Source organism: Thiocapsa sp. (genome assembly GCF_018399035.1).
Classification (GTDB): Bacteria; Pseudomonadota; Gammaproteobacteria; order Chromatiales; family Chromatiaceae; genus Thiocapsa.
This window is the reverse complement of the sequence record NZ_CP073760.1, coordinates 2186679-2210209: the sequence shown is the minus strand read 5'-3', so window position 1 is coordinate 2210209 and position 23531 is coordinate 2186679. Positions and strand designations below refer to the sequence as shown.

The following is a 23531-nucleotide window of genomic DNA, read 5'->3' as shown; positions in this document are numbered from 1 at the left end:
CGCGTCGAGCCGCTTGAGGGTCGACGTTCGCCTTTTCAGGCTCAATGGTCCTCGGAGTGCGCCTTGCGGCGTCGAGGAGAATCCGGTGATGGAGTTGATGATTAACACCTTGAATCCTAACGAGCAGGTCAATGCCCCCGTGGCGTCCGAAGCGCGTTTCGACGAGTCTGCGGAGCAGGATGCCGTGACGGTGCGTCGCGCCTGTGGTCGCGGCGAGTACGACGCGGCGCGTCTGCGGTTTCTGCGGTTGCGCGAGCCTTCCCAGGTTCGGCTCCTGGAAGATATCCCGCGTTCCGAGGCGGTGCGACTCGCCGGCGGGCTCTCGTCCTACACGGTGGCACGTTTGTGCGAGCGGGTGCCCAAGAACTTGCGTCGGGCGATCGTGCAGGCGCTGCCCGAGGGCAAACGGCACGGGGTGTCCGTCATCCTCGACTATCGTCGGCGCATCTAGCGCGTATGCATGGCTTCGTCCCCGGCCAGCGCTGGCTGAGCGAGACCCAAGGTGAGCTCGGCCTCGGCCTGGTGGTCGCCGTCGACGGGCGTCGTGTCGAGATTGCCTATCGGGCGACCGGCGAGGAGCGCATCTATGCCCTGCCGGATCCGCCCTTGGTGCGTCTGGAGCTGTCGGCGGGCGAGCCTGTGCGCGATCGAGAGGGTCGGGATCTAACGATCCTCTCGGTCACGAGCGATGCGGGCCTCTTCACCTATCGCTGTGAAGACCTGCAGGGCGCCGTCATCACGCTCCCCGAGTCCGAGCTGGACGACCGGCTGCGATTCAACCGGCCGCATCAGCGTCTCATGTCCGGGCGGCTCGACCCGGATCATTGGTTCGATCTGCGCTGGCGGACCTGGCTGCAGGGGATGCGGGAGGCCGACTCCCCGGTGCGGGGTCTGGTCGGTGCGCGGGTCGGGCTGATCCCGCATCAGCTCGAGATCGCCGCCGAGGTGGCACGACGCGACGCCCCGCGCGTGCTCTTGGCCGACGAGGTCGGGCTCGGCAAGACCATCGAGGCCGGGCTGATCCTGCATCGGATGCTCCTGAACGGCCGTGCGCAACGGGTACTGGTGATCACGCCCGAGCCGCTGCTTCATCAATGGCTGGTCGAGATGCGGCGCCGCTTCAACCTGCGTTTCGCGCTCTTCGATCACGAGCGCTTCGAGTCCATCTCCGAGCCCAATCCCTTTCTCGCCGATCAGCAGGTGCTGTGCAGCCTCGACTGGATCATTCGGTCGGCCGCGGGAAAACGGGCGCTTGTCGAGGGTCAGTGGGATCTGCTCGTGGTCGACGAGGCACACCACCTGGATTGGTCGGAAGCCGCCGCCAGCCCCGAATATCGCCTGGTCGCCGATCTGGCCGAGCGCACCCCGGGCGTGCTGCTGCTCACGGCGACACCCGAGCAGTTGGGCCGTGCGGGTCATTTCGGCCGGCTGCGGCTCCTGGATCCTCAGCGCTTTCGGGACTACGCGTCCTTCCTGGCCGAGGAGGCGGGCTATGCGCCCGTCGCGGCCGCCGCCGCGCACCTGCTCGAGGGTCGGGCGCTCAACGATGCCGATCGGACCCTGATCGCCTCGCTCTTGGGCGATCTGGACGGGCTGGATACGGAGACCATCATCCAGCGTCTGCTCGACCGTCACGGCACCGGGCGGGTGATGTTCCGCAACACCCGTGCGGCCATCCCCGGTTTTCCGGGGCGCGACCTGCTGCCCAACCCCTTGCCGGAGCCCGATGCCTATCGGGTGCTGGCGAGCGACGCGGCCGCGCGGCTCGCACCCGAGTGCGCGCTTGGGCCCGCTTGGTCGGAGATCGACCCGCGCATCGACTGGCTCATCGATCTGCTGCGACGGCTCCGCCCCGAGAAGCTGCTGCTGATTTGCACCGCGGCCGATACGGTCCTGGATCTGCGGGATGTGCTGCTGCGTCGTGCCGGCATCCACGCGGCCGTCTTCCACGAGGACATGGAGATCCGCGAGCGCGACCGGGCGGCGGCCTATTTCGCGTCGGTCGATGACGGGACGCAGATCCTGCTCTGCTCGGAGATCGGCAGCGAGGGGCGCAACTTCCAGTTCGCCCATCATCTGGTGCTGTTCGACTTGCCGCTGGATCCGGATCTGCTCGAGCAGCGTATCGGGCGGCTCGATCGGATCGGGCAGACCGGGCGGGTGCAGATCCATGTGCCCTATCTCGTCGGCGCTCCGGGCGAGGTCCTGTTCCGGTGGTATGCCGAGGGTCTGCATGCCTTCTCGGCCATCTGTCCCGCCGCGCCGGCCGTCTACGCGCGGCTGCGCGAGGACCTGATGGCGGCGCTGGCGGATCCGCAAGGCACCGAGGCACTGATCGCGGAGGCCCGAGTGCTGAGTGCACGCCTCAATGCCGAGCTGGCCGCCGGGCGTGACCGTCTCCTCGAGCTGCACTCCCACCGTCCCGAGCGCTCCGCGGTCTTGGTCGAGGCCATCGAGCAGGCCGACGCCGACGGTGACTTGGCCGACTATCTCAAACGCTTCTGGGACGGTTTCGGTGTCGAGCACGAGTCCGCGCCGAGCCAGGCGTGGGTGGTGCGCCCGGGGGCGCACATGCTCCAGGAGACCTTCCCCGAGCTGCCCGAGGAGGGCCTAACCCTCACCTTCGACCGGGCGACCGCGCTCTCGCACGAGCACTGGGAATTCATGACCCGCGAGCACCCGATGGTGCGTGCGGCGATGGAGCTTCTGAGCGCCTCCGATCTGGGCACCTCGGCCCTGACGATCGTCCGCGACGCGCGTTTCAAACGCGCCAGCCTGCTGCTCGAGGCACTCTACGTCGCCGAGTGCCAGGCCCCGGCCCATCTGGAGGCAGGACGCTTCCTGCCGCCGACCCTGCTGCGGCTCCTGATCGACGAGTCGGGCGCGAATCTGGCCGAGACCATCCCGCACGAGGACCTGCAGGGTCATTGTCTGAACCACAACCACAAGCTCGCGCGCACCCTGCTGGAGTCGCGGGGCGAACGGCTGGTGTCGATGATCGAAACCGGCGAGCAATTGGCGCGCGCCGCCGTGGTCGACCTGCGTCGGGAGGCGGCCGCTCGGATGCAACACCTCCTCGGCGAAGAGCTGGACCGTCTGCGCGCCCTGGCGCGGGTCAACCCGAACGTGCGCCCCGACGAGATCAGCACGCTCGAGGGCCGACGCGAACAGCTCGGCCAGGCGCTGGCGAAGACCCACCTGAGGCTGGACGCGCTACGCCTGATCGTCACCGGTTGAGCCGCGCCGCGTTGAACCGCGTCCGTTGCGACATGTATGACCAGCGCAGATCCGCGGAGGTGTAGGGTTCTCGCCAACGTCGGAGTCGACGGGATTCAAGTCTTTGAATGTTTTTTGTCACTTCTCAAGAACTCAGGTCGTCGCCGAAGCGGCGAGCGCCTGTTCGACGTCGTGACAGCGGCCCCTCGTCGGCGCGCCTTGTCCCGACGCGTGCGGGACTAACCTCTGCTCGCGGAGAAACCCAGCTTGGATTCGTAAGCGGCTGGGCCGATCACCCGCATTTCCGACCTGTCCGATCTTGCCGCCCCGGCTTTCAAACTCTACTGCCGTTCCGGGTGTGACAACCCGGTAACCAAATGTGCATCTTCCTTCTCGAAACTGCGGTCCTCACCGGAAGAGCGGTGGCGCAACCCGTCAGTGTCGGGTTCGCCCTCGTCAACGGCGCGGAACGAGAGCCTGGCGTCGGGGTTGAACGCTAGGCATCCCTTTCATTCAGCAGTGCTTTGAGTCGTTCGATCTCGGCAAGGGCGGCTTCCTTTGCTGTGCGTTCTGCTTCCTTTCCTTGAAGCGCAGCTTCCTTCGCCGCCCGCGTCTCGTCGAGCTCACGTTGGATCGCGCGCTGCTGACGCAGGAATTCCTGACGCGCCTGATAGGCGTGATAGGCGCGCTCTTTCTCGGAGAAGGCGTTCAAGGTACTCATGGCTTGCCTCATCTCGGCGGTGTGCATCCAGTCGGGCAGCGTGGTCTCATCGAAGCGCTCGGCTTCCTTGAGGAATTTTAGCCAACGCTCACGCTCGGTTTCGACCTGTGCAGCCGCAAATTTGTTCAGCTCCAAGACCCAGATGCTGCCGTGGTCGATCAGATCGTAGCCCCGATCGTCGCGCATGCGGTAGCGGCGCGCATAGGCAGAGTCATCCCGCCGCAGCGATTGGTCGAGAATCCAGATTGCATACGTGGGCTTGAGCTCGCGATGGTCCTGTCCGCTCTGCAGCTGTTGGCTGTAAAGATCGGCCCAGCCGTAGAGGATGCGCGAGGCGAGATCCGCGAAGACCAGCAGCTGGATCTCGATCTGGAACAGTCGCCGCGCCGCATCGCGGGCCTTGACGTCGACGATGGTCAGCTTGTCGGAAAAGGTCTCACGCTCGTTGTACGGATTGAGAATCTCGACCTCGGTGATCGGAGCGGGCAGATCGTCGACCAGCACGGCGTTGAGAAAGTGGATCAACAGCGCGCGGTTGTCCTCCGAGCCGAGCAGGGCCTTGAAGACGCAGTCGACTTTGGGATCGATGGGGTGGCGCATGGGCGAGTGTACGGCGGCGAATGCCCGTTTACAAACCGTGTCCGCCGCGGTTCGCCGTCCAACCCCGGGATCGTCGACTTGCAGTCGACTCCCCGGCCGTCAGGCCGGCGCCCCCGCCGATGACCACGCGGCGAACGCGTCCGGCCAAACGCACTGCGCATACCGCACCCCACGATCCAACCGGCCGTTCCAGATCGCGCCAATTGCCTGCACCCGACGACAAAGTTTGGCACAATGTCCAAAGACCCAAACCGGTCGCGGAGGTGGAAATATCGGTCAAATCGACTGCGAGGCAACTCTCTACCGCGTCGTAGAGATTAGTCAGTAGTTCCTCGAAGGTTTCACCTTGTGTGGCGCAGCCGGGGATTGCGGGTACTTCGGCCCAATAGCCGCCTTCTTCCGCTTCATGAACGATGACCTTGAGTTTCATGTCTGGACCTTGGAGATATAAAGTTGATTGATCCGACGGGTCCCTGTCGTGAGGCATCGGCGACTTCGCTGCTTGTCATCCAGCCATTCGAGCGATCGGCGCGCGAGCAGCACGGTAAGCGTACTCGACTTTCTGCTGCTCGGCGTCCAGCGGCAATCCCAAGACATCCTTGATCACGTTCGTCGTCAATACGAGGTTGATATTCCCTCTGACGACCTTGCCGCCGACGAGAGCACGCCCGTCCCAGAGCTCTGTGTTGCGGCGTGACCAGTCGATCCGCCTCAAGGCGACGAGACGATCTCGCCAGTCGTCGGGGTGACTTTGCAACAAGGCGTTCCCGGCTCGTCCCAAGGCTTGCAGGACGATCCCGTGGGCGTGGACGAAATCCTCTCGGACCTCGCCTGCGGCCAAGGTGCCTTCCTTCACCTGGATCCATGTCGGCACGCGCTCGGCGGCAGGCGATCTGTCGGGAGATCCGCCGGCAGGCATTGGATGCGCTCATGCCGCTCGGCCCGCGCCTCACGGGTGATCAGTCTCTGGTGATGGATCATGTTCTGAATCTGGCCTTCCCCGGCCTGGACTCCGAGGCGCTGATGGTGGCCTTGAAGGATCTGGTGGCGATCTCGAATGGATCGGCCTGCACCTCGAGCAGCTATTCGCCGAGCCATGTGCTGAAGGCGATGGGGATGAGCGACGACGAGGCGAACGGCTGTGTGCGTCTGAGCTGGTGCCATCTCACGCCGGCGGTTGATTGGGAGGCGGTGGCCGGGCAAATGAGTGGGTTGCTTTGAGCCGGGTTCGTAGCAATCGGCAGCGTTGGCGTTCCGAGCTCGTGACACCGCTCTGCGGTGTCACGCATGCCCCTGGCGCTCCGCGCCAAGTGCCACCACGGCCAACCCTGGACCACGACGTCGCCCTCGGACGCGACACGCCAAAAGGCCATCTACGGGATGGAAGAATCCGGCGAGCTGCGCGTGCCGATCAAGCGTCTCGATGCCTGTCTCCCGACACCCCCGCAGCGGCCCGTGCTGCTGAAGATCGACGTCCAAGGCTTCGAGCTGGAGGTGCTCAAGGGCGCCACCGATCTGCTGCCGAATGTCGATGCGGTCTATGTCGAGTCATCCTATGTCGAGCTCTACGAGGGCCAAGCCCTGCACGAGGAAATCGAGCGCTTTCTGATCGAGGCCGGGTTCAGCCTGGACGGGCGCTTCAATACCCACGTCCATCAAGGTGAGCCGGTGCAGGCGGATCTGCTGTTCCGGCGCCGAAATTCGAGCACGCCCGAACCAAACCCATGAGCGAAAATAGGCACATGTCAAGACCTGACCGTACGCCGTAACAGGCTGATTAACTTGCTGGTTGAAGTCCAGCCAATGGAGTTGCTCGTACACCATTGTAGTGCCCCGGAGCGGCGTTTGGGTAACCAAGGGTCGTGAGTTTCGCGGGTGCAAAACCGCAGGCCGCAGCGCAAGCGAACCTGGATGTAGCCTCGACACTTAAGGCGATTTCTGCAAACTTCCATACCCGTAGGTTGTGCTGACGATAGGAAGCACAACTTGCGCCTACGGTTTGTTGTGCCTCGCACGGCTCGGCACAACCTACGCCCTTGGCATGAAGGTTTCCGGAAATCGCCTAATCGAAGAAGCCGACCCTGTGGTCAGAAGGGGAAGGCCGCCGTCGGCGGTACCAATGTCGCACTTCCCGACCGACACGAGCGTGCATGGGTGCGAGAAAATAGGTCGTGCCATTGATCGGGGTCAGCTAAATGGTGACCCCGAGCTCGCCAGACCCCGAGCTCGCCCCCCTTTTCCTGTGCTATCGGGCTAGCGACTTGACAATATTTGGCAAAGATTGCCATGATCGGGCCTGGAGGTGATCTTATGGCAACGATGAATATTTCCTTGCCCGATGCGATGAAGGCTTGGGTGGATGAATGCGCACACTCCGGCCGTTACAGCAACGTGAGCGATTATGTACGCGATCTTATTCGCCGCGATCAGGAGCGTGTCGCCAAGATTGCGCAGATGCAGGGCCTGATCGACGAAGCGCTTGCGGCAGGCGAGGGTCAGCGTTCCATGCAGGCGATCGAGGCCGAAGCCCTGAAACGCCTCGCGAACCTGAAGTGATGCCATATGTTCTGAGTGAGTGTGCCGAAGAGGACTTGACCCAGATCTATGTCGCAGTTGCGATGGAATACGGCATTGAACAAGCCGCTCGCTATCACGAAAAGCTGTTTGGGGCCTTCAACTATCTGGCCGAGAATCCCTTTGCCGGGCCAGAGCGCAGCGAGCTGGTCCCTGTTTGCCGAATTCACCCGATTGGATCGCACATCGTGATTTATACTCCTCGCCCAGATGACATCTATATTTTGCGGATACGACATGGGCGCGAAGATTGGCTGAGTCAGTGACCCCCTCGCGTCAGGACAATCGACCCAACACCGGCGTTGAAGCCACCGCATGCGCCACCCTAGTGACCGCCGGATTCAGCGATGCCCGACGCCGTCTCGCCCACAAGCCACGCTGGTGACCTGACCAATGCGGTGGTTGCGAACTTTTGGGTCTGGACGTCGAGGCTTCTCAAACATAATCGAAAACATGGGCTGTGCCTGAGGCATCTCAAGAAAGGGCTCTGACCCGCATGGCACTAACTTAAGGCGAGGATTCCTAAGCAACAATAAGCTGCGAGGACAGCTGGGACCGCTAAGAGTCGCGGAGCCGGTGTCGGAGACCTGGAAAGCCGAGAGCCATGCCCAGGTTTAACGGTATCTTAGCCATTGGCGATCGCGTAAGCATATGATCTTTAAGGGCGTCCGCTTATCTTAGTGCCATTCGTGCTCTGATCCCTTTTATCCTTCATACTTTCTTTGGAAAAGGCCATGAATTACACGATCCTCATCGCAAAGTTGCAAGTCCTGCCAGAAGAGAAACAGGCTGAAGTGTTCGACTTCGTGGACTATCTCGCGGAGCGCTTTTCTCGGAGGCCAGTGGACCAGGCGTACGAATGGTCGGAAACTGACTTCTCCGAATTCTCGATGGCGCAGGCCATGCGGGGTCTGGAGGATGAGCCACCGCTCTATGGCGAGTCCGACCTAAAGGAACGTTGGCGATGAAGAAGGCCGGCCAGATTGCCCTGACGCCCTTCCCTCATACTGATCTGAGCGGGACCAAGCTGCGCCCGGTACTGTTGCTTCGCCGCACATCGCGGCGCTTTGAGGATTGGCTGGTTTGCATGGTGTCTTCCCGGCTGCATCAGGCCGAACCCGACCTGGATGAGATGATTCTGCCCTCGGAGCCCGATTTTGCAGTCTCTGGCTTGAAAGTCCCGAGCGTATTGCGCTTGTCCCGCCTGGCGGTGCTGGATGGCGCGCTGCTCACCGGCTCCATCGGTCGCATTGAGGTGGCCCGCCTGATCCAAATCCGCGAACGGCTTGGACGGTGGCTGGCAGAAGACGATCAATCCGAATGACCGACCTTTGGACGAGGTCCGCGAAGTGCTCGGCCAGGTCCTAAAGTTTTTGTTTTTCGATTAATTCCATGGGCTTACCGCCAAGACCGTGAGCAATTATAGTCACATATCAAGACCTGACCGTACGCCGTAACAGGCTGATTAACTTGCTGGTTGAAGTCCAGCCGATGGAGTTGCTCGTACACCATTGTAGTGCCCCGGAGCGGCGTTTGGGTAACCAAGGGTCGTGAGTTTCGCGGGTGCAAAACCGCAGGCCGCAGCGCAAGCGAACCTGGATGTAGCCTCGTCACTTCATCGAAGAAGCCGACCCTCTGGTCAGAAGGGGAAGGCCGCCGTCGGCGGGACCAGACAACGAGAGCGTCTCGCCGGTTCTTCCGGGGTAGCAGGGGTGGCATGTGGTGGAAGTTGATCGGTCCCAGTGCGGGAGACCCGTGACGGTGGCGGTCTGGAACCGCCAACTGCGTCGTATAAGGCGAGTCCGAAGTCGACCTGGGCCGTGACGGGAGTCGGAGGGGCTCATAGTACCGTTGGAGGGTCAGGGACAACATAACCCGGCCCGAGGAAAGGAGCCCTACTTTGTGCACGCAACCAAAGCGCGGAGGATCAGGAGATTGCGACCTTGTCGCTAGCCACTCCAATGATGATCAGGACGCTGTGGCGGACGCTGGACTGTCGAGCCAAGCTTGCTGGAGTGCAGCGCATGCTCGGCAGTGACGCACATCGGAAAGCCGTGTACGTAATGTGGCGTTGCCCGTTATGTGGCGTTCCGGGGCGCAAAGCGCGCAGATACTGTTTTGCGGCCGGCCTGGGCGCCACATAACCCTGCGATCGGTCAGATCTCTTTTGCACAGGAGATCTGACCATGTTCGACACGCTTTTCAAGCGACCAAGCACAATCGCCCGACAGCTCAAAGCGCCTCTGGGACCAACGCGTGCTTGAAGGTTACCCGGCGCCAAGCAGCACTGCTCCCAACTCTATCCGCTGACCCATGAAGTGGGCAGCGCCATCGTGCGCTACATCCACGAGGTGCGCCCCCAGCGTGGGCACCGCGAGGGGTACCAGGCGACGAGACGGTGGACGGCCATGGTGTGGCGTTTATGCCGCGCGCGGCATAAACGCCATCATGCCGACAACGGAATTATGCCGAATCATCGGCAGCCACCTTTGTCTTTCTTCTCTGTTTACTGAAGACTTATGGCTGTAGCCTGGTATTCAGACGCGGCATAATCCTGTCATCTCTCCGGACGGCCAATCGGGTCGGAACGGAGAAGAGACATGCTGAAAGCGTTCTTCAACGAACAAGACGATGTCCTTGAGCGTTTACAAAGCAACCCGCTGCACGCCTATCTCGATGCGTTTGCGAGCGCACTGGTCGAGGATGCCTATGCGGCATCGACGGTGCGATCGAAGCTTCTCTGGGTTGCCGAGCTGGGCTGGTGGCTGCAAGAAGAGCCGCTCCCGGCGGCGCAGCTCAGCGAGCACACTGTCGATCGGTATCTGAAGGAGCTGCGGCGCCGGGGACGGCTGCGACGCGGCCAAGCCTCGACCCTCCTCAGGTTTGTTGGGTATCTACAGGGTCAGGGGATCATTCCCCGTCCTGATCCGGTGTGTGACACCTCCCCGCGGGCCGAGCTCGAGCGCCACTACGAGCGCTATCTCAGAAGCGAGCGCGGCCTGACCACGGCGACGGTGGTGAACTACCTGCCCGTTGCCCATCGTTTTCTAGTCCAGCATTTCGGCGACGGACCCTTGCGTCTCGAGCAGCTGTGCGGAGCAGACATCGCCCCCTTCGTTCTCGCCCAGGCGCGCTGCCAAGGCGCCAAGAGGGCGCAGCTGATGGTCTCGGCACTGCGCTCATTCCTTCGATTCCTGTTTCAGGCGGCGAAGATCGAGGTCGATCTGGCCGCGTGTTGCTGTGCCAAGCATCGCGGACTGGCGCTTGTCGTCCATACCCAAATTCCTGACCCCACCCACGTCTATGCCGAGTTCGACCTAGAAATGAAGGCCAAAGCTTTGGAAAAATGCGACGTCTCAGGAGATACCGTACCCGAGAACCACTGGGCCGATGACGCCTCCTTGATGGCATTTCTCCAATCGCTGTAGGCTCCGCTTATGTGGCGCCCAGGCCGGCCGCAAAACAGTATCTGCGCGCTTAGCGCCCCGGAACGCCACATAACGGGCAACGCCACATTACGCATCCGGCTCCTCGATTGAGCAAACGCTACGCGACGTAGTTCCCGTCACGCACCCGTTGGTCGAGAAAGGCATGAAGATGGGTTCAGCACCATCCCCGGCGCCTGTCTCGCCAGGTTCGCGATCGTCTCTTGTTTCGTTGTGATGGTCTCGCAACTCGATGTTTGCGCCATCTGTCCCTCCAGACGTTGTCTCAACCGATCGGCCGCTTCCCTCCCGTGGGTCCGCTCGGGTGCGTTCCCCACGCTCGACGGTACTATCAGCCGACTCTGACTGCTCAGTCGCCATCGCGCCGCGCTTCGTGGCCTTCGTTTGGCGCTACCTTGCCGTCGGTCCCGTTCGCTCCCGTCGGCTGGACCAGCGCCGACAGGCCAGGGCGGCTTCTTACGCGGTGCCCGCGCCGCGTCTCGGGCAAGGAACCACTGAGCGCCCCCGGGTTCCTGGACGACCCGTGCGTACATGCCCTGCTCTCGGACCCCGGCGGAGTCTCGACATCAGGCCGTTACGATGCCGAAACTGTTGCCTTCCGGTGTTCCGAATACGTCGGCTCCGCTGGATTCAGTAACGGGGCTCCATCACATGGCCTGCACGCCCCCTGTGTACGCTTCGCAGGCGGGATCGCTCCCGCACCACGCAACACTCGGTTCCGGTGGATGGCCACTCCTTACCGGCTCGGGACTTGCACCCGGTGGGTCGCAAAAAGGAGTTTCCGATTTGCTTATCCGTTCGCTATCTTCCTCTCCTTCCAGGCTTTGCCTGGCGCAACGGAATTACGAGCAAGGCCGGTCGGGACGTTGCCGAGCGATCTGTATGGCGGTCACTTCGGTGCCGATCTACGCCGCGACGTGCTCTGCCAACACCATCACTGCCAGGTCACGCGGGCGTTGCTGCACGAGCAGCTGCGCGAGTGCGACACGCGGTTTGAGGCGATTTCCGGGAAGACTTGGGGCGAACGGCTTCCCGGGCACTCTTCATAACGTCCGTTTATCGCTTTCCTTGTCAATCCCTTCAGAACATACAAGGGGCGACTGAAGTCGCCCCTACAGGGTGGTCGTTCCTTTGCCGGAGATTCCTACGCTCCCTGACTCGACCAGGACACCAGGCGGGTACTCGCCGCAATCCATGACCAAAAACGACTCGCCGCCTTGCGTGATTACCCCGGGCATCGTCGCCGAGATCGCCGAGCGTCTGGGGCGCTCCGCCGTGGCGGCCGAGTCGGCCGGTGCACTGCGTTTGCGGCGCGTGAACGGATCCGGACCATTCATGGGTCATTGGCGATCGAGGGCAACACTCTGAGCGAGCAGCAGATCAGCGCGATCCTGGGAGGCAAGCCTGTGATTGCGCCGCCTCGCGAGATCCAAGAGGTCAGGAACGCGCTCCTGGCCTACGAGCTTGAGTTTATCCACCCGTTCGACGACGGTAACGGCCGGATGGGCCGCTTGTGGCAGACCCTGATCTTGAGCCGGTGGAATCCGTTGCTCGCCGATGTGCCGGTGGAAAGCATCATTCATGCGCATCAACAGGACTACTACCCTGAACGACATCATCCAGCATGGATTTCAGGGCGTTGCCCGCATGGGGGTAGGTGACGACTTTCATGGCATCAAACTTCGATCCGGAATCCCCACGTCGATCGTGGCACTCCCGCCTTCAGCCCGTCGCCGACGGTGGATCAGTCGGCGACGGGGCGATCGTCTATCCGCCTGCCTCAGTGGCCTTGGCCTTGGCCGTCGGCTGCACGCCGGGGTCGTCGTCCGCGTCCTCCGGTTTCGACTGGATCCAGGCTCCCCCTTTTCGCCGAGCCACTGGAACATGACGTAGAGCGCGGGGATGAGCAGGATGCCGAAGATCACGGCGAAGAGCATGCCGCCGAGAACGGTGGAGCCCAGGTGGATGCGGGCGTTGGCGCCTGCGCCGGTGGCGAGCACCAGCGGCATGAGACCGATGATGAAGGCGAGCGCGGTCATGAGCACGGCGCGGAAGCGCATGTGCGCTGCGATGAGGGCTGCATCCAGCAGGCTCTTGCCGCTCTCTCGCTGCTCCTTGGCGAACTCCACGATCAGGATGGCGTTTTTACCGGCGAGGCCGATCAGAAGCACCAAGCCGATCTGGGTGTAGAGGTCGTTGTCGAGTCCGGCGAGCCAGAGGGTGACCGCGGCACCCAGGATGGCGACGGTCACCGAGGTCAAGACGGCGAAGGGGATGGACCAGCTCTCGTAGAGCGCGACCAGGAAGAGGTACCCGAAGAGCACGGCCAAGCCGAAGATGGCGATCTCGCCGCCTGCGCTCTGTTGGGATTCCTGCAGGGATAGGGCGGTCCATTCAAAGCCGTAGCCGTCGGGCAGGGCCTTTTTGGCGGCCTCCTGCATGGCGGCCATGGCGTCGCCCGCCGAGTGTCCGGGGGCCGGACTGCCGCTGATCATCGCCGTGAGGAACTCGTTGTAGCGGAAGACGAGGTCTGTGCCCAGCTGCTCGCGGATGGTCGCCAGGGTGCCGATGGGGACCATGGCGCCGCTGGCCGAGCGGACATAGGCACCGGCCAGATCGTCCACCGTCATGCGTGCATTCTGGTCGGCCTGGACGTTGACCTGATAGGTCTGGCCCAGATAGGTGAAGTTGTTGACGTAGGTGCTGCCGAAGGTGGCCTGCAGGGTGTTGAAGACGTCGGCGACGGGCACGTCCATGTATTGCGCCTTGGTCCGATCGAGCTCCAGGTAGAGCTGCGGGACGTCGGCGCTGAAGGACGAATAGGCCCGGCCGATGCGCGGGTCCTGCTGGGCCGTGGTGATCAGACCCTGCAGCGTCTGGGTCAGCTCCATCGGGGACTGCCCGCCGAGGGCCTCGAGCTGCATGGTGAAGCCGCTGGCCTGGCCGAGGCCGGGGATGGGCGGCGGCGGGAAGAGGAACACCGTGGCCTCGGGGATGGCGCTCATCTGTTCCTGCAGGTTTGCGACAAGACCCTTGATCCGCAGCTCCGGGGTGGTGCGCTCGTCCCAGGGATCGAGGACGATGACGCCCATGCCGCTGTTGGACGAAGGCGCGCTGGTCAGCATGCTGAAACCCGAGACCGTCATGACGTTGGCGACGCCGGGTGTGCGCGAGGCGATCTCTTGGACCTGGGTGAGCACATCCGTGGTGCGCGGCAAGGCGGAGCCGCTGGGCAGGCTCACATCGACGAAGAGCACGCCTTGGTCTTCGTTGGGGATGAAGCCGGTCGGCAGGCGGTCGAGGAGCAGCACCGCAACCGTTCCGATGAGAACGATGAGCAAGCCTGCGATCGGGGCGCGCCGGGCGAAGATGCGCACGATGCCGACATAACCGTCGCGCGTCTTGTCGAAGCCTGTGTTGAACCAGGCGAAGGGTCCGCGTTTCGCCGCCTTCGGCTTGCGCAGCACGAGCGAGCAGATGACCGGGGAGAGCGTCAGCGCATTGAGCGCGGAGATGGCCACCGCCGCGGAGATGGTCAGCGCGAATTGGCGGAACATCTCGCCCGAGATGCCGGGCAGGAAGGCGACCGGCGCGAAGATCGCAAAGAGCACCAGGGTGGTGGAGATGATGGGTCCGGTGACCTGCTCCATGGCCTTGAGGCTGGCGGCGCGTCGGTCGAGCCCCTCTTCGAGCATCAGACGCTGGGCGTTCTCCACCACGACGATGGCGTCGTCGACGACCAGACCGATTGCCAAGACCACTGCGAAGAGACTGATGGTGTTGGCCGAGAACCCCGCTGCGAGCAGGACGACGAAGACACCGATCAGGGATACCGGGATGGTCAAGGCCGGGACGATGGTGGCGCGCAGGTCCTGCAGAAAGATGAAGACGACCAGGAGCACGATCACCGAGGTGATGCCCAGCGTGAAGATGATCTCCTGGATCGACGCCTTCACGAAGAGGGTCGAGTCGTAGATGACCTCGGCCTCGACGCCTGCCGGGAAACGGGTCTTGAGTGTTTCGAGCTCGGCACGGACCGCCTCGGCGACGTCGAGCGCATTGGCCCGGGGCGATTGATAGATGCCGATGGCCGCGGCCGGCTTGCCGTTCAGATAGGAGATCTGGGTGTAGGCCTCGGCACCCAGCTCGACCCGGGCGATATCCTTCACGCGCACGATGGCGCCGTCCTCTCCGGTACGCACCACGATCTGCTCGAATTCGCTCGGCTGGACCAGCTGGCCTTCGGTCACGATCGCGTATTGGAGGACCTGTTCGTCGGCGATGGGCGGGCCGCCGATCTGTCCGAGTGCGGCCTGAAGGTTCTGGGCCTGGATGGCGTCGATGACGTCGCTCGGGGCGATCCCGAGCGCGGACATCAGCTCGGGCTCGAGCCAGATGCGCATGGAATAGTTGAGCGGGCCGAAGAGACTGGCCTCGCCGACGCCCGGGATGCGCGCGACCTCGTTCTGGATGTTGATGGTCGTGAAGTTGGACAGGAAGATCGGGTCCTTGCTGCCGTCCGGCGAGAAGACGTTGATGAAGAGCAGCAGATTGGTGGACTCGGCCTGGACCGTGATGCCCAGCGCCTGGACCTCTTGGGGCAGCTGCGCGAGGGCCTGGGAGACCCGGTTCTGGGTATTGACCTGGGCGATGTTCGGGTCGGTGCCGACCTCGAAGGTGACCGTCAGGTTATAGGTGCCCGCGGAGGAGGCGGTCGATGACATGTAGATCATGCCTTCGACGCCGTTGACCTGCTGCTCGATCGGGCTGCCGACCGTGTCGGCGATGGTCTGGGCGTCCGCGCCCGGGTAGCTGGCCGTGACCTGCACCACCGGGGGGACGATGTTCGGATACTGCGAGACCGGGATGTTGAAGATCGACAGGAGTCCGGCCACCACGATGATGGTCGAGACCACTGCCGCAAGGCGTGGCCGATCGACGAAGACCTTGGAGATCATGGTCAGCTCCCCGTCTTCGGCGCGGTCTGGGGTGTGGTCTGATCCGCGGTGTCCTTTTCAGTGTTTACTGGCTCTGTTTTCGCTGGCTCGGTGCTCTCCGGCTCGGTGTTCTCAGGCTCTGTCGTCTCGGGCGTCGTGTCGGCGGTTTTGCTCGGGGGTGCCTTGTCGGACGGGGCGTCGCTTGTGCCGTCGGTCTTGGTGCCTTCCGCGTCTTTGGGTGCAGCCGCTTGAGTCGGCGTGACCACCATCCCCGGCTTGATCTTCTGAATGCCGGAGACGACGACGATCTCGCCCTCCTTCAATCCGGCATCGACGACGAAGTCGGTCCCCGTCTGACTGCCCGTCTTGATGGTGCGCAACGCCACCCGATTGTCCGACCCCACGACATAGACCTGCTTCCCGTCCTTGGTCTGGATGACCGCCCCGGCCGGGATCACGGGCTGGCGCTTCTGCTCGGCGGTGTGGATGAGTGCCGTGATGAACTGGCCCGGCAGCAGCACGCCTTCCGGGTTGGGGAAGTCCGCATAGATGGCGATCGAGCCGGTGCTGGCGTTGACCTGGTTGTCGACGAAGGCGATCGTCCCTTTTTCCCGGTAGGTCACGCCGGTCGGGAGGATCAGCTGGGGCACGTAGTTTTGAAAGTTCTCGCCGGGGGTGCCGGCCTGCTCCGTGACGCGCACGAAGTCCGCGCTCGGGATCGAGAAGACGGCGCGGATCGGATCGAGCTGCACCACGGTGGAGAGGACCTTGCTGCTCGGCCCGACGAGGTTGCCGACGGTGTAGTTGGTCGCACCGATGCGCCCGTCGATCGGGCTGGCGATGGTCGTGTATCCGAGGTTGATCCGGGCGGTCTTGATGTCCGCTTGGGCCTGGAGCACGGCGGCCTTGGCCTTGTCCACATTCGCTTGGGCCATGTCGCGCTGAGCCCGCGACCGGTCGAACTCGGCCTGGGATGTGTCGCCCTTCTTCACCAATGCCGAGAAGCGCTCGAACTGGGCCTGCGCGTCCAACAGGCCTGCCTCGGCACTCGCGACTTCCGCGACAGCGGCGGCCAGCTCGGCGTTGGCCGCGTCGAGTTGGGCCTGGAATGGCGGTTGCTCGATCTGGTAGAGGATCTGTCCGGTCTTCACCGGCGAGCCCTCGTCGAATGCGACCTCATCCAAGAACCCCTCCACCCGCGCCTGGACGCTGACCTGTTGGATCGCCTGTATGGTCCCGATGAAGCGCCCGTGGTGGTCGACCAGTTGGGTCTCCACAGCGGCGACCACGACGGCGGGCGGGGAGGGGTCTTGTCCGCACCCGCGGCTGGCTTATCCGCTGCGAGCGCCGTCGAGCCGACCGTCAGGGTCAGAAGCGAAGCGGTCAGCATCGGCAGCGTCGCGTCGAGCCACGCGCCGGCGCGTCGGCCGGAGGTCTTTGAATGCGTCGTTCTCATGGGCGATGCCTCTCCTTGGGGCACGGGGATCTGCGCCGACATCCTCATCCGGGATGCGGGGGCGGCTGGGGCTGGGGGGCAAGCTGGGTCCGGGGCAAGGCGTCCCGGTTCGAGCATCGAGCGATGCCGGACCGAATCCTTCGGGGTGTCGGCTCGGTGACGGGATGCGGTCGATCATGATGCTCCCGGAGATGGCCTCGGACGGCTGCATGGGGCGGGTCGCGATGGCGGGATTGTACCGCGCAGTGGCGCGGATGGGGGATCGGGAAGACGCCGAATCAAGTGCGGAATGCGACGCGCTCGATAGCTTCGTGCAGGTTCAATGCTGGTTGTCGCGTGCGAGCGCGTCGCCAGAGGGGGCTCCTCTGTCGGAGCGGACCCGGCGGTGGTAGAAACGCGCCTGTCGATCCCTGATCGCGGCGGCATCGACCGGCCGAATCTGCTGGATCAGTCAAAGACCAACGCGACCTGCTACGACTGCCACGGCAGTCACGGGATCATGGATGTGGACGACCCGGAGTCTAAGGTCCATCCGAACAATCGGTTGGAGACCTGCCGCCAATGCCGCGAGGGCGCGCCCGAGGGCTTCCTCGGCTTCCACGCCCACGGCGACGCCAACGATTTCGAGAACTACCCGGAGATGTGGATCGCCGCGCGGTTCATGGAAGGGTCTTTCGACGTTTTAGGTGATTTCCGGGAAAGCATCGACCAACATGTAGGGGCGACTTTAGTCGCCCGGTAAGCATTGGCAACACGCACGGCCGGGATGATCATTCTCAAAACCGCGCGTCTTCTTGCGTCTGTGCCTGTGCGATAATCCTGCGCGAATTTCGATTTTCACATCAGCCTGGATGACGACTGGCGATATGAGCTTTCCCGAGGTCAAGACCGGCAGCCGGCGTTCGCTGTCCTGGCGCGAGCGCCTGCATGCCTATGTGTTGTTGGTGCGCCTGCATCGGCCGATCGGCATCTTCCTTTTGATGTGGCCGGCGCTTTGGGCCTTGTGGTTGGCCGGGGACGGTCAGCCGCCCTGGCAGGTGGTCACGGTCTTCGTGCTCGGGGTCGTGTTGATGCGCTCGGCCGGATGTGCCATCAACGATTTCGCCGATCGGGACTTCGACGGGCATGTCGCGCGTACCCGTGAACGGCCGTTGGCGACCGGCGCGGTCTCCCCGCAGGAGGCGGTGGCGATCTTCGTGATCCTGTCGCTTGTCGCGTTCGCTCTGGTGCTTTTCATGAACTGGCAGACGGTGGCCCTGTCGGTGGTCGCGGCCGCGCTGACCCTGATCTATCCCTTCATGAAGCGCTTCACCCATGTGCCCCAGTTGTTTCTCGGCGCGGCCTTCGGATGGGCGATTCCGATGGCCTTCACGGCCGTGACCGGGGGTATTCCGGGTTATGCGTGGATTCTGTTCATCGCGACCTTGATCTGGGCGCTGATCTACGACACCCAGTATGCGATGGTCGATCGCGAGGACGATCTGAAGATCGGGATCAAGTCGACCGCGATCCTCTTCGGCGAGCGGGATCGGCTGATCATCGGGCTGCTGCAGCTGTTGATGCTGGGGCTCTTGGTCTGGATCGGGCTGCTGGCCGAGCGGGGGTTCTTGTTCTTCGGGGGTTTGGCGGTCGCCTCGGGGCTCGCGTTCCATCAACAGGTGTTGATTCGGGAACGGGCACCGGCATCCTGCTTCAAGGCATTCCTGAACAACAACTACTTCGGAATGGCCATCTTCGTCGGGCTGGTGCTCGACTTTGCCTTTGCCCGGGTTACTTGATCCCGGTCGGATCGGTCCATGCCGGGATCTCGGTATCGGGGTTCAGGGTGCGGGATGGGTGAGATGCGGGTCGTCCTCGATGACCCGGGCCTCCGCGTTCGGGAAGCGCGCGACGACCCAATCCGGGAGCTTGGCCTGATTGGCGTGATAGAGGGCATCGGACTCGATGATGATCAATACGAGAACCGTGGCCATCACGGGGAGGATCCCCACACCGATCACCAGCGCGAAGACCGCCTCCTTCATCATCCCGCCGTAGGCATATCCGATCCAGCCGAGCACGACCGCGACGAGGAGCAAGCCGAGCATCACCAAGAAGATCCGGCTGCGTCTGGCACAGATCTGCCAGTGACACATGACATACCAGGAGTCGCGGCCGATGCCGCGCTTCGCACGCCAGAGCGTAAAGCCGAGGATGCCGAAGGAGATGGCCGGGATGATGGCCATCACCCAGGGAAAGCTTCCGGCCAAGCCGCCCATCGCGACCGCGAGCAGGATGTGGTTGGCGATCAGGTTGGTCAGGAATAATTCGTGCGGGAGGTTGGCCTTTTTGATCTGATCCGGGCTGATTTCGAAGCGCATGAGACGGGTAACCTATTCGACTGCTCGGTTGGAAAGACCGGCCGCGCCGGTCCGCGATGATGCGTGCCGATGGCTGCATTGGACGGCAGCGCGTCGGTACGGTTCTAAGCCTGCGGTATGGAACAGACCGGGCAGCTCGGATCGGAAGGCAGGCGCAGGCTCCGCCACTGCATGAGCGCCGCATCGAGCAGCAAGAGGCGCCCGAACAGGGGCTCGCCGAGTCCGGTCAGGATCTTGATTGCCTCGGTCGCTTGAATGCTGCCGATGATGCCCACCACCGGGGCGAGCACGCCGTTGGTCGAGCAGGTCTCGTCGATGCTGCCGTCGCGCGGGTAGAGACACTGATAACAGGGCCCGCCGGGTTGGCCGGAGAAGGCCGTGACCTGGCCCTCGAGACGGATCGCCGCGCCGCTGACCAATGGGACACCGGCAGCCACACAGGCCGCGTTCACGGCAAACCGGGTCGCGAAGTTGTCGCAGCAGTCGAGCACCAGATCCACCTCGGCGAGGACACTCGGCAGCGTCTCCTCCACGAGACTGCGTTTGACGGTCACCAGCTCTACATCCGGGTTGAGCGCGGCGAGCGCGACGCGGGCGGATTCCGCCTTGGGCCGTCCGATCTGCGCGGTGGTGTGGATGATTTGTCGCTGGAGATTGGACAGGTCAACCGCATCGAAATCCGCCAGCACGAGCCGACCGACACCCGCCGCGGCCAGATACATGGCGACGGGTGAGCCCAGTCCGCCGAGCCCGACCACCAGGACGCTGGATGCTCGCAGCCGCTCCTGACCCTCGATCCCGAAGTCGGGCAGCAGGATCTGGCGGCTGTAGCGCAGAAGCTCGGCGTCGGTCATTCGGAGCTACAGATACCGCCGCCAATGCTCCGGTCGATCGTCCCGACATCCGTGCTCGATCAGCTCGTAGCGCTTGGCGAAGACCTTTTTGGTGCAGTTGCTCTCGCCCTGCGGGCAGCCGCAGTTGGCTCGGAGCGTTTCCTCGGTGTAGTAATAGAGCGCCCGTCGGACGCGGTGCAGCAGCCGGTTGTCCAAGTGTAGACCCAGCTCGGTGAGGGCTTCCTCGATCTCCTGGAGCGTGGTGACAAGCACGTCGTAGGTCACCCGAAGCAGGATCGGTCCGGCGGGGTTGATCTCGAGGATGCCGTCCACGTCCGTCAGGAACCGTGCCGCGGTGACGGCCTGGTGCGGGTCAGGATGGATCTCGTGGAAAGGGATCTCGCGGGACTTGATGCGGTCGACGTCTGGGATGTCCATGGTACCCTTATGCTAATCGCGGCACTCGAATTCTCAAAGCGGAAAACGGCCGGTTCGAGCATGGCTCGTTCGTGCCGGTATCTCGCTCCGGTCGGCGCTCGACGGGGAGCCGTTCGGAGTGTTCTGCCTCTGCGAACGCTCGGCCGGGTTGTGCTCGATGGCATGCTCCGTGCCGAGGACATCCGTAACCAGTCATGGAACAGCGCATGACCGAAAGAGATGATCCCGACGCGGAAATTGCACTCCGGCAGGGGCCGACTCCGGAGCGACCGGAAGCATCCGGTCCGGATCTTCATGTCGGACGCCGAATCGGTCTCGGTGTCCGGCTTCGCAGCATCCTCTTCTTCATACTCTACAACCTGATGGGGATCTTCCACAGCATCGCCTCTTTTGTCGTGGCCCCGTTTCAGACCTTCGAGCAGCGTTATCGGTTCGTGAACCTCTGGTCGCAAGCGACCATGTGGTTGCTGCGTCGGCTCAACGGTGTCGAGATCGAGGTCGGCGGGCTTGAGAATATCCCGCCGGGCGAGCCGGTTGTGGTGTTGGCCAATCACCAAAGTCAGTGGGAAACCTTCTACCTTCAGTTGCTCTTCACGCCTCAGGCGACCGTGCTCAAGCGCGAGCTCCTCTGGGTGCCTTTCTTCGGTTGGGCGCTTGTCTTACTGCGACCGATTGCGATCGACCGAGGCCAGCCGGGTCAGGCATTGAAGACGATCTTGCGGGTCGGTCAGGAGCGGCTCGAGCAGGGCATCAGCGTGGTGATCTACCCGGAAGGCACGCGTCAACCACCGGGGCGTATGGGGCGCTTCAACGCCGGAGGCGCCATGTTGGCCTGTCGCGCCGGACGACGGGTCGTCCCGATTGCCCACAATGCCGGTGACTGCTGGCCGGCGCGGTCGCTGTGGCGTTTGCCCGGCACCATCCGTGTCGTGATCGGAGAGCCGATCGATTGCGCGGGCGGGACCCCGAAGGCGGTGAACGAGAAGGCGGAGGAGTGGATTCGCGCGACGCTCGAGCGCCTGTGAGGGGCGAGCGGTCGCCGCTCGTGTGAAAAAGGCCGGGTCGCTGGAAAGCGCCCCGGCCTTTTTTGTCGACGATGCGACGCGGTCAGTTCGTGACGGGTACGCGCCCCTCGACGACCGCAGCGTAGTAGGCGCTGGTCTCCAGGAGCTCGATCACACGCGGATCCGCCAAGGCGTGGGCGATCTGCTCCAACTCGGCGCTCGCGAATCGACCGCTCGGCGAGACGTCGCCGCGGATGCTCGCATCGGGCACGACCTCGTCGGACGACTCATGCAGCCGTGCCAGCATGTGCTCCGCCATCAGCTCGGCAGTGATCCGGCGCTGTTGTTGGTACCAGTCGTGACCGGCCTGCGTCGCGAAGCTGCGTGCGTCCTCGAAGCTGCCGTCGAGGCCGATTGCGAGAGGCCGGGTGTCGGCGATCACGGCGGACGAGCCGACCAAAGTAGCGATCAAGAGGATCGAGGTTGTTTTCATGAGTCTTTGCTCTGCCATAATTTAAGTTAATGCTAATATACTGACGGACAGAGTCTGAGTCAAGGGGTCGGGAAATGGGCGGGCCGCCAGCCGCCAGCTATCAGCTATCAGCCGGAGGCTATGGGTCGCCGTTTTCTGCAACGTGGCTCCAATGAATCTAAAGAGTCGCGAGCCACCGGCATCGGGAAACCCAGCCACGGCTTCGGATACAGGTCGAACATCGGCTCACCCGCCAAGCGATCGACTGCCTCGCAAAAAACACCGTTGGCGCACACCGGTCGTTGAGTGACGATTCAGAACCAAGGTGAACACCTGGATGAACGCGTAGGATGGGTAGAGCGTCGGCGAAACCCATCCTCCAAACCACCGCGCTGCCGGGTTTCGGTCCGATGCCCTTGGCGCGGACTGGATGGGTTTCGCTTCGCTCTACCCATCCACCGTGTTTCGGTTGTTTGTGAATCGTTCCTTACGGACGTCCGGGAGCTGATAGCTGGAGGCAGGAGGCAGGAATCAGGCGCGAGCGAGGGTCACGCGATCGTGGCCGGCGAGGTCGCTTCGGGTGCTCGGCGCTAAAAGGCCAGCGTCGGCGAGGATTCGGCGAAGAACGCTGCCTTGGTCGTAGCCGTGCTCGAGGATCAGCCAGCCGCCGGGGCGCAGGCAGCGGCGTGCATCGGCCGCGATCGCACGATAGGCATCCAGGCCGTCGCCGCCGGGGGTGAGGGCCACGCGCGGCTCGTAGCGGAGATCGCCGCGGGCGAGATGCGGGTCGCCCGCGGCGACATAGGGGGGGTTGCTCACGATGGCATCCAGGCTCCCGGGCGCGAATGCGTCCGACCAGTGCGCCCTGAGCAGGGCCACGTTTCGCAGGCCGAGCCGCACGAGGTTCTTGCGAGCGACCTCGAGCGCGGCGGGCGAGCGATCCGTCGCGAAGAGCTGCCATGCGGGTCGCTCGGTGGCCAAGGCGGCGGCGATGGCGCCGCTGCCGGTCCCGAGGTCGGCGATCCGCAGCGGTGCGTCGGCGAGTAGGGCCTCGAGCGCCGTCTCGACCAGGAGCTCGGTCTCCGGGCGCGGGATCAGGGTCGCGGGTGTGACATGGAGCTCCAGGCTCCAGAACTCCTGACGACCGCGGATATAGGCGATGGGCTCGCCGGCTAGGCGGCGGGCGAGGAGTGCGTCGAAGCGGGCGTGGGCAGCGGGTGCGACGGGGTGGTCGGGCCAGGCGACGAGACGGGTGCGGGGCCAGCCTGTCGCTTCGGTCAGGAGCAGCTCGGCCTCCAATCGAGGCGCGCCGTCGGGGATGGTTGCGAGGGTGGTTGTCGCCCCCTGAAGGACGGCGGCGACGCGCAGCTCGACCGTGCGCACCGTTCCGGGTCCTGTTGTCGGATCCGAGCCAATCCCGTCCGACCCGGCCCCGTCCGAACCGGTCTGCTGTGATGCGGCTCCGTCCGACCCG

Annotated in this window: 24 protein-coding genes; 14 read left to right on the top strand and 10 right to left on the bottom strand. The window is 63.6% G+C overall.

Translation table 11 applies throughout. The features are described 5' to 3' along the window. The first annotated feature begins 88 nt into the window (after positions 1-88). Entirely contained in the window at positions 89-451 is a 363-nt protein-coding gene (locus KFB96_RS10065; RefSeq protein ID WP_213461914.1) for a hypothetical protein, read from the top strand. Positions 452-456: 5 nt separating this feature from the next. Then, positions 457-3237, top strand: coding sequence for an RNA polymerase-associated protein RapA (gene rapA, locus KFB96_RS10060; protein ID WP_213461916.1), 2781 nt, complete (start codon positions 457-459; stop codon positions 3235-3237). Positions 3238-3712: 475 nt separating this feature from the next. On the opposite strand, the gene KFB96_RS10055 is transcribed toward rapA, so the two are convergent. The 3 genes from KFB96_RS10055 to KFB96_RS10045 form a co-directional block, all read right to left on the bottom strand. Continuing rightward, on the bottom strand, positions 3713-4537 hold the full coding sequence (locus KFB96_RS10055) for an Rpn family recombination-promoting nuclease/putative transposase (protein WP_213461918.1): 825 nt from the start codon (positions 4535-4537) through the stop codon (positions 3713-3715). Between the two features lie 28 nt (positions 4538-4565). Next, positions 4566-4967 carry a type II toxin-antitoxin system HicB family antitoxin gene (locus KFB96_RS10050; RefSeq protein ID WP_213461920.1) on the bottom strand — a complete coding sequence of 134 codons (402 nt, stop codon included), beginning with the start codon at positions 4965-4967 and terminating at the stop codon, positions 4566-4568. A gap of 75 nt (positions 4968-5042) precedes the next feature. After that, positions 5043-5411 (bottom strand): DNA sulfur modification protein DndB, encoded by a 369-nt coding sequence (locus KFB96_RS10045; RefSeq protein ID WP_300971513.1) that lies wholly within the window; start codon positions 5409-5411, stop codon positions 5043-5045. On the opposite strand from KFB96_RS10045, the gene KFB96_RS10040 reads away from it, so the two are divergent. From KFB96_RS10040 to KFB96_RS26680, 9 genes are all read left to right on the top strand, one after another. Beyond that, complete coding sequence (locus KFB96_RS10040; RefSeq protein WP_213461922.1) at positions 5402-5758, top strand: hypothetical protein; 357 nt, start codon at positions 5402-5404, stop codon at positions 5756-5758. The genes KFB96_RS10045 and KFB96_RS10040 overlap by 10 nt on opposite strands. Before the next feature lie 66 nt (positions 5759-5824). Beyond that, positions 5825-6265: an FkbM family methyltransferase gene (locus KFB96_RS10035; protein ID WP_213461924.1), complete on the top strand. Its 441-nt coding sequence runs from the start codon at positions 5825-5827 to the stop codon at positions 6263-6265. Between the two features lie 582 nt (positions 6266-6847). Then, on the top strand, positions 6848-7093 hold the full coding sequence (locus KFB96_RS10030) for a type II toxin-antitoxin system ParD family antitoxin (protein WP_213462867.1): 246 nt from the start codon (positions 6848-6850) through the stop codon (positions 7091-7093). Further along, positions 7093-7377, top strand: coding sequence for a type II toxin-antitoxin system RelE/ParE family toxin (locus tag KFB96_RS10025; RefSeq protein WP_213461926.1), 285 nt, complete (start codon positions 7093-7095; stop codon positions 7375-7377). The genes KFB96_RS10030 and KFB96_RS10025 overlap by 1 nt, the downstream gene beginning before the upstream one ends. Before the next feature lie 468 nt (positions 7378-7845). Continuing rightward, positions 7846-8079 carry a DUF2281 domain-containing protein gene (locus KFB96_RS10020; protein ID WP_213461928.1) on the top strand — a complete coding sequence of 78 codons (234 nt, stop codon included), beginning with the start codon at positions 7846-7848 and terminating at the stop codon, positions 8077-8079. Further along, a complete protein-coding gene (locus KFB96_RS10015; RefSeq protein WP_213461930.1) occupies positions 8076-8435 on the top strand; it encodes a type II toxin-antitoxin system PemK/MazF family toxin in 360 nt (119 codons plus the stop codon). The genes KFB96_RS10020 and KFB96_RS10015 overlap by 4 nt, the downstream gene beginning before the upstream one ends. A gap of 1276 nt (positions 8436-9711) precedes the next feature. Further along, positions 9712-10539: a site-specific integrase gene (locus tag KFB96_RS10010; RefSeq protein WP_213461932.1), complete on the top strand. Its 828-nt coding sequence runs from the start codon at positions 9712-9714 to the stop codon at positions 10537-10539. A 1212-nt stretch (positions 10540-11751) separates the two neighbouring features. Continuing rightward, on the top strand, positions 11752-11925 hold the full coding sequence (locus tag KFB96_RS26685; RefSeq protein WP_300971511.1) for a hypothetical protein: 174 nt from the start codon (positions 11752-11754) through the stop codon (positions 11923-11925). Next, the gene (locus KFB96_RS26680; RefSeq protein ID WP_300971509.1) at positions 11901-12218 is read left to right on the top strand and encodes a Fic family protein; all 318 of its coding nucleotides are present in this window, start codon (positions 11901-11903) and stop codon (positions 12216-12218) included. Before KFB96_RS26685 ends, KFB96_RS26680 begins: the two co-directional genes overlap by 25 nt. 6 nt (positions 12219-12224) lie before the next feature. Here KFB96_RS26680 and KFB96_RS10000 read toward each other — a convergent pair whose 3' ends face one another. Together KFB96_RS10000 and KFB96_RS09995 are read right to left on the bottom strand one after the other, a co-directional pair. Further along, a complete protein-coding gene (locus tag KFB96_RS10000; protein ID WP_213501919.1) occupies positions 12225-15515 on the bottom strand; it encodes an efflux RND transporter permease subunit in 3291 nt (1096 codons plus the stop codon). Positions 15516-15517: 2 nt separating this feature from the next. Continuing rightward, positions 15518-16783, bottom strand: coding sequence for an efflux RND transporter periplasmic adaptor subunit (locus KFB96_RS09995; protein ID WP_300971508.1), 1266 nt, complete (start codon positions 16781-16783; stop codon positions 15518-15520). Positions 16784-17335: 552 nt separating this feature from the next. Between KFB96_RS09995 and KFB96_RS26675 the strand changes: the two genes are divergently transcribed. Next, entirely contained in the window at positions 17336-17692 is a 357-nt protein-coding gene (locus KFB96_RS26675; protein WP_300971507.1) for a hypothetical protein, read from the top strand. Between the two features lie 124 nt (positions 17693-17816). Next, complete coding sequence (gene ubiA / locus KFB96_RS09985; protein WP_213461938.1) at positions 17817-18728, top strand: 4-hydroxybenzoate octaprenyltransferase; 912 nt, start codon at positions 17817-17819, stop codon at positions 18726-18728. A 42-nt stretch (positions 18729-18770) separates the two neighbouring features. Here ubiA and KFB96_RS09980 read toward each other — a convergent pair whose 3' ends face one another. The 3 genes from KFB96_RS09980 to KFB96_RS09970 form a co-directional block, all read right to left on the bottom strand. Continuing rightward, complete coding sequence (locus tag KFB96_RS09980) at positions 18771-19310, bottom strand: hypothetical protein (RefSeq protein WP_213461940.1); 540 nt, start codon at positions 19308-19310, stop codon at positions 18771-18773. Between the two features lie 104 nt (positions 19311-19414). After that, entirely contained in the window at positions 19415-20164 is a 750-nt protein-coding gene (locus KFB96_RS09975) for a molybdopterin-synthase adenylyltransferase MoeB (RefSeq protein ID WP_213461942.1), read from the bottom strand. Between the two features lie 6 nt (positions 20165-20170). After that, complete coding sequence (locus KFB96_RS09970; RefSeq protein WP_213461944.1) at positions 20171-20581, bottom strand: hypothetical protein; 411 nt, start codon at positions 20579-20581, stop codon at positions 20171-20173. A 206-nt stretch (positions 20582-20787) separates the two neighbouring features. Between KFB96_RS09970 and KFB96_RS09965 the strand changes: the two genes are divergently transcribed. Next, positions 20788-21606, top strand: coding sequence for a 1-acyl-sn-glycerol-3-phosphate acyltransferase (locus tag KFB96_RS09965; RefSeq protein ID WP_300971506.1), 819 nt, complete (start codon positions 20788-20790; stop codon positions 21604-21606). 82 nt (positions 21607-21688) lie between these two features. Here KFB96_RS09965 and KFB96_RS09960 read toward each other — a convergent pair whose 3' ends face one another. Beyond that, positions 21689-22078 carry a hypothetical protein gene (locus tag KFB96_RS09960; RefSeq protein ID WP_213461948.1) on the bottom strand — a complete coding sequence of 130 codons (390 nt, stop codon included), beginning with the start codon at positions 22076-22078 and terminating at the stop codon, positions 21689-21691. Between the two features lie 510 nt (positions 22079-22588). Next, positions 22589-23440: a peptide chain release factor N(5)-glutamine methyltransferase gene (gene prmC, locus KFB96_RS09955; RefSeq protein ID WP_300971505.1), complete on the bottom strand. Its 852-nt coding sequence runs from the start codon at positions 23438-23440 to the stop codon at positions 22589-22591. Between the last annotated feature and the right edge of the window lie 91 nt (positions 23441-23531).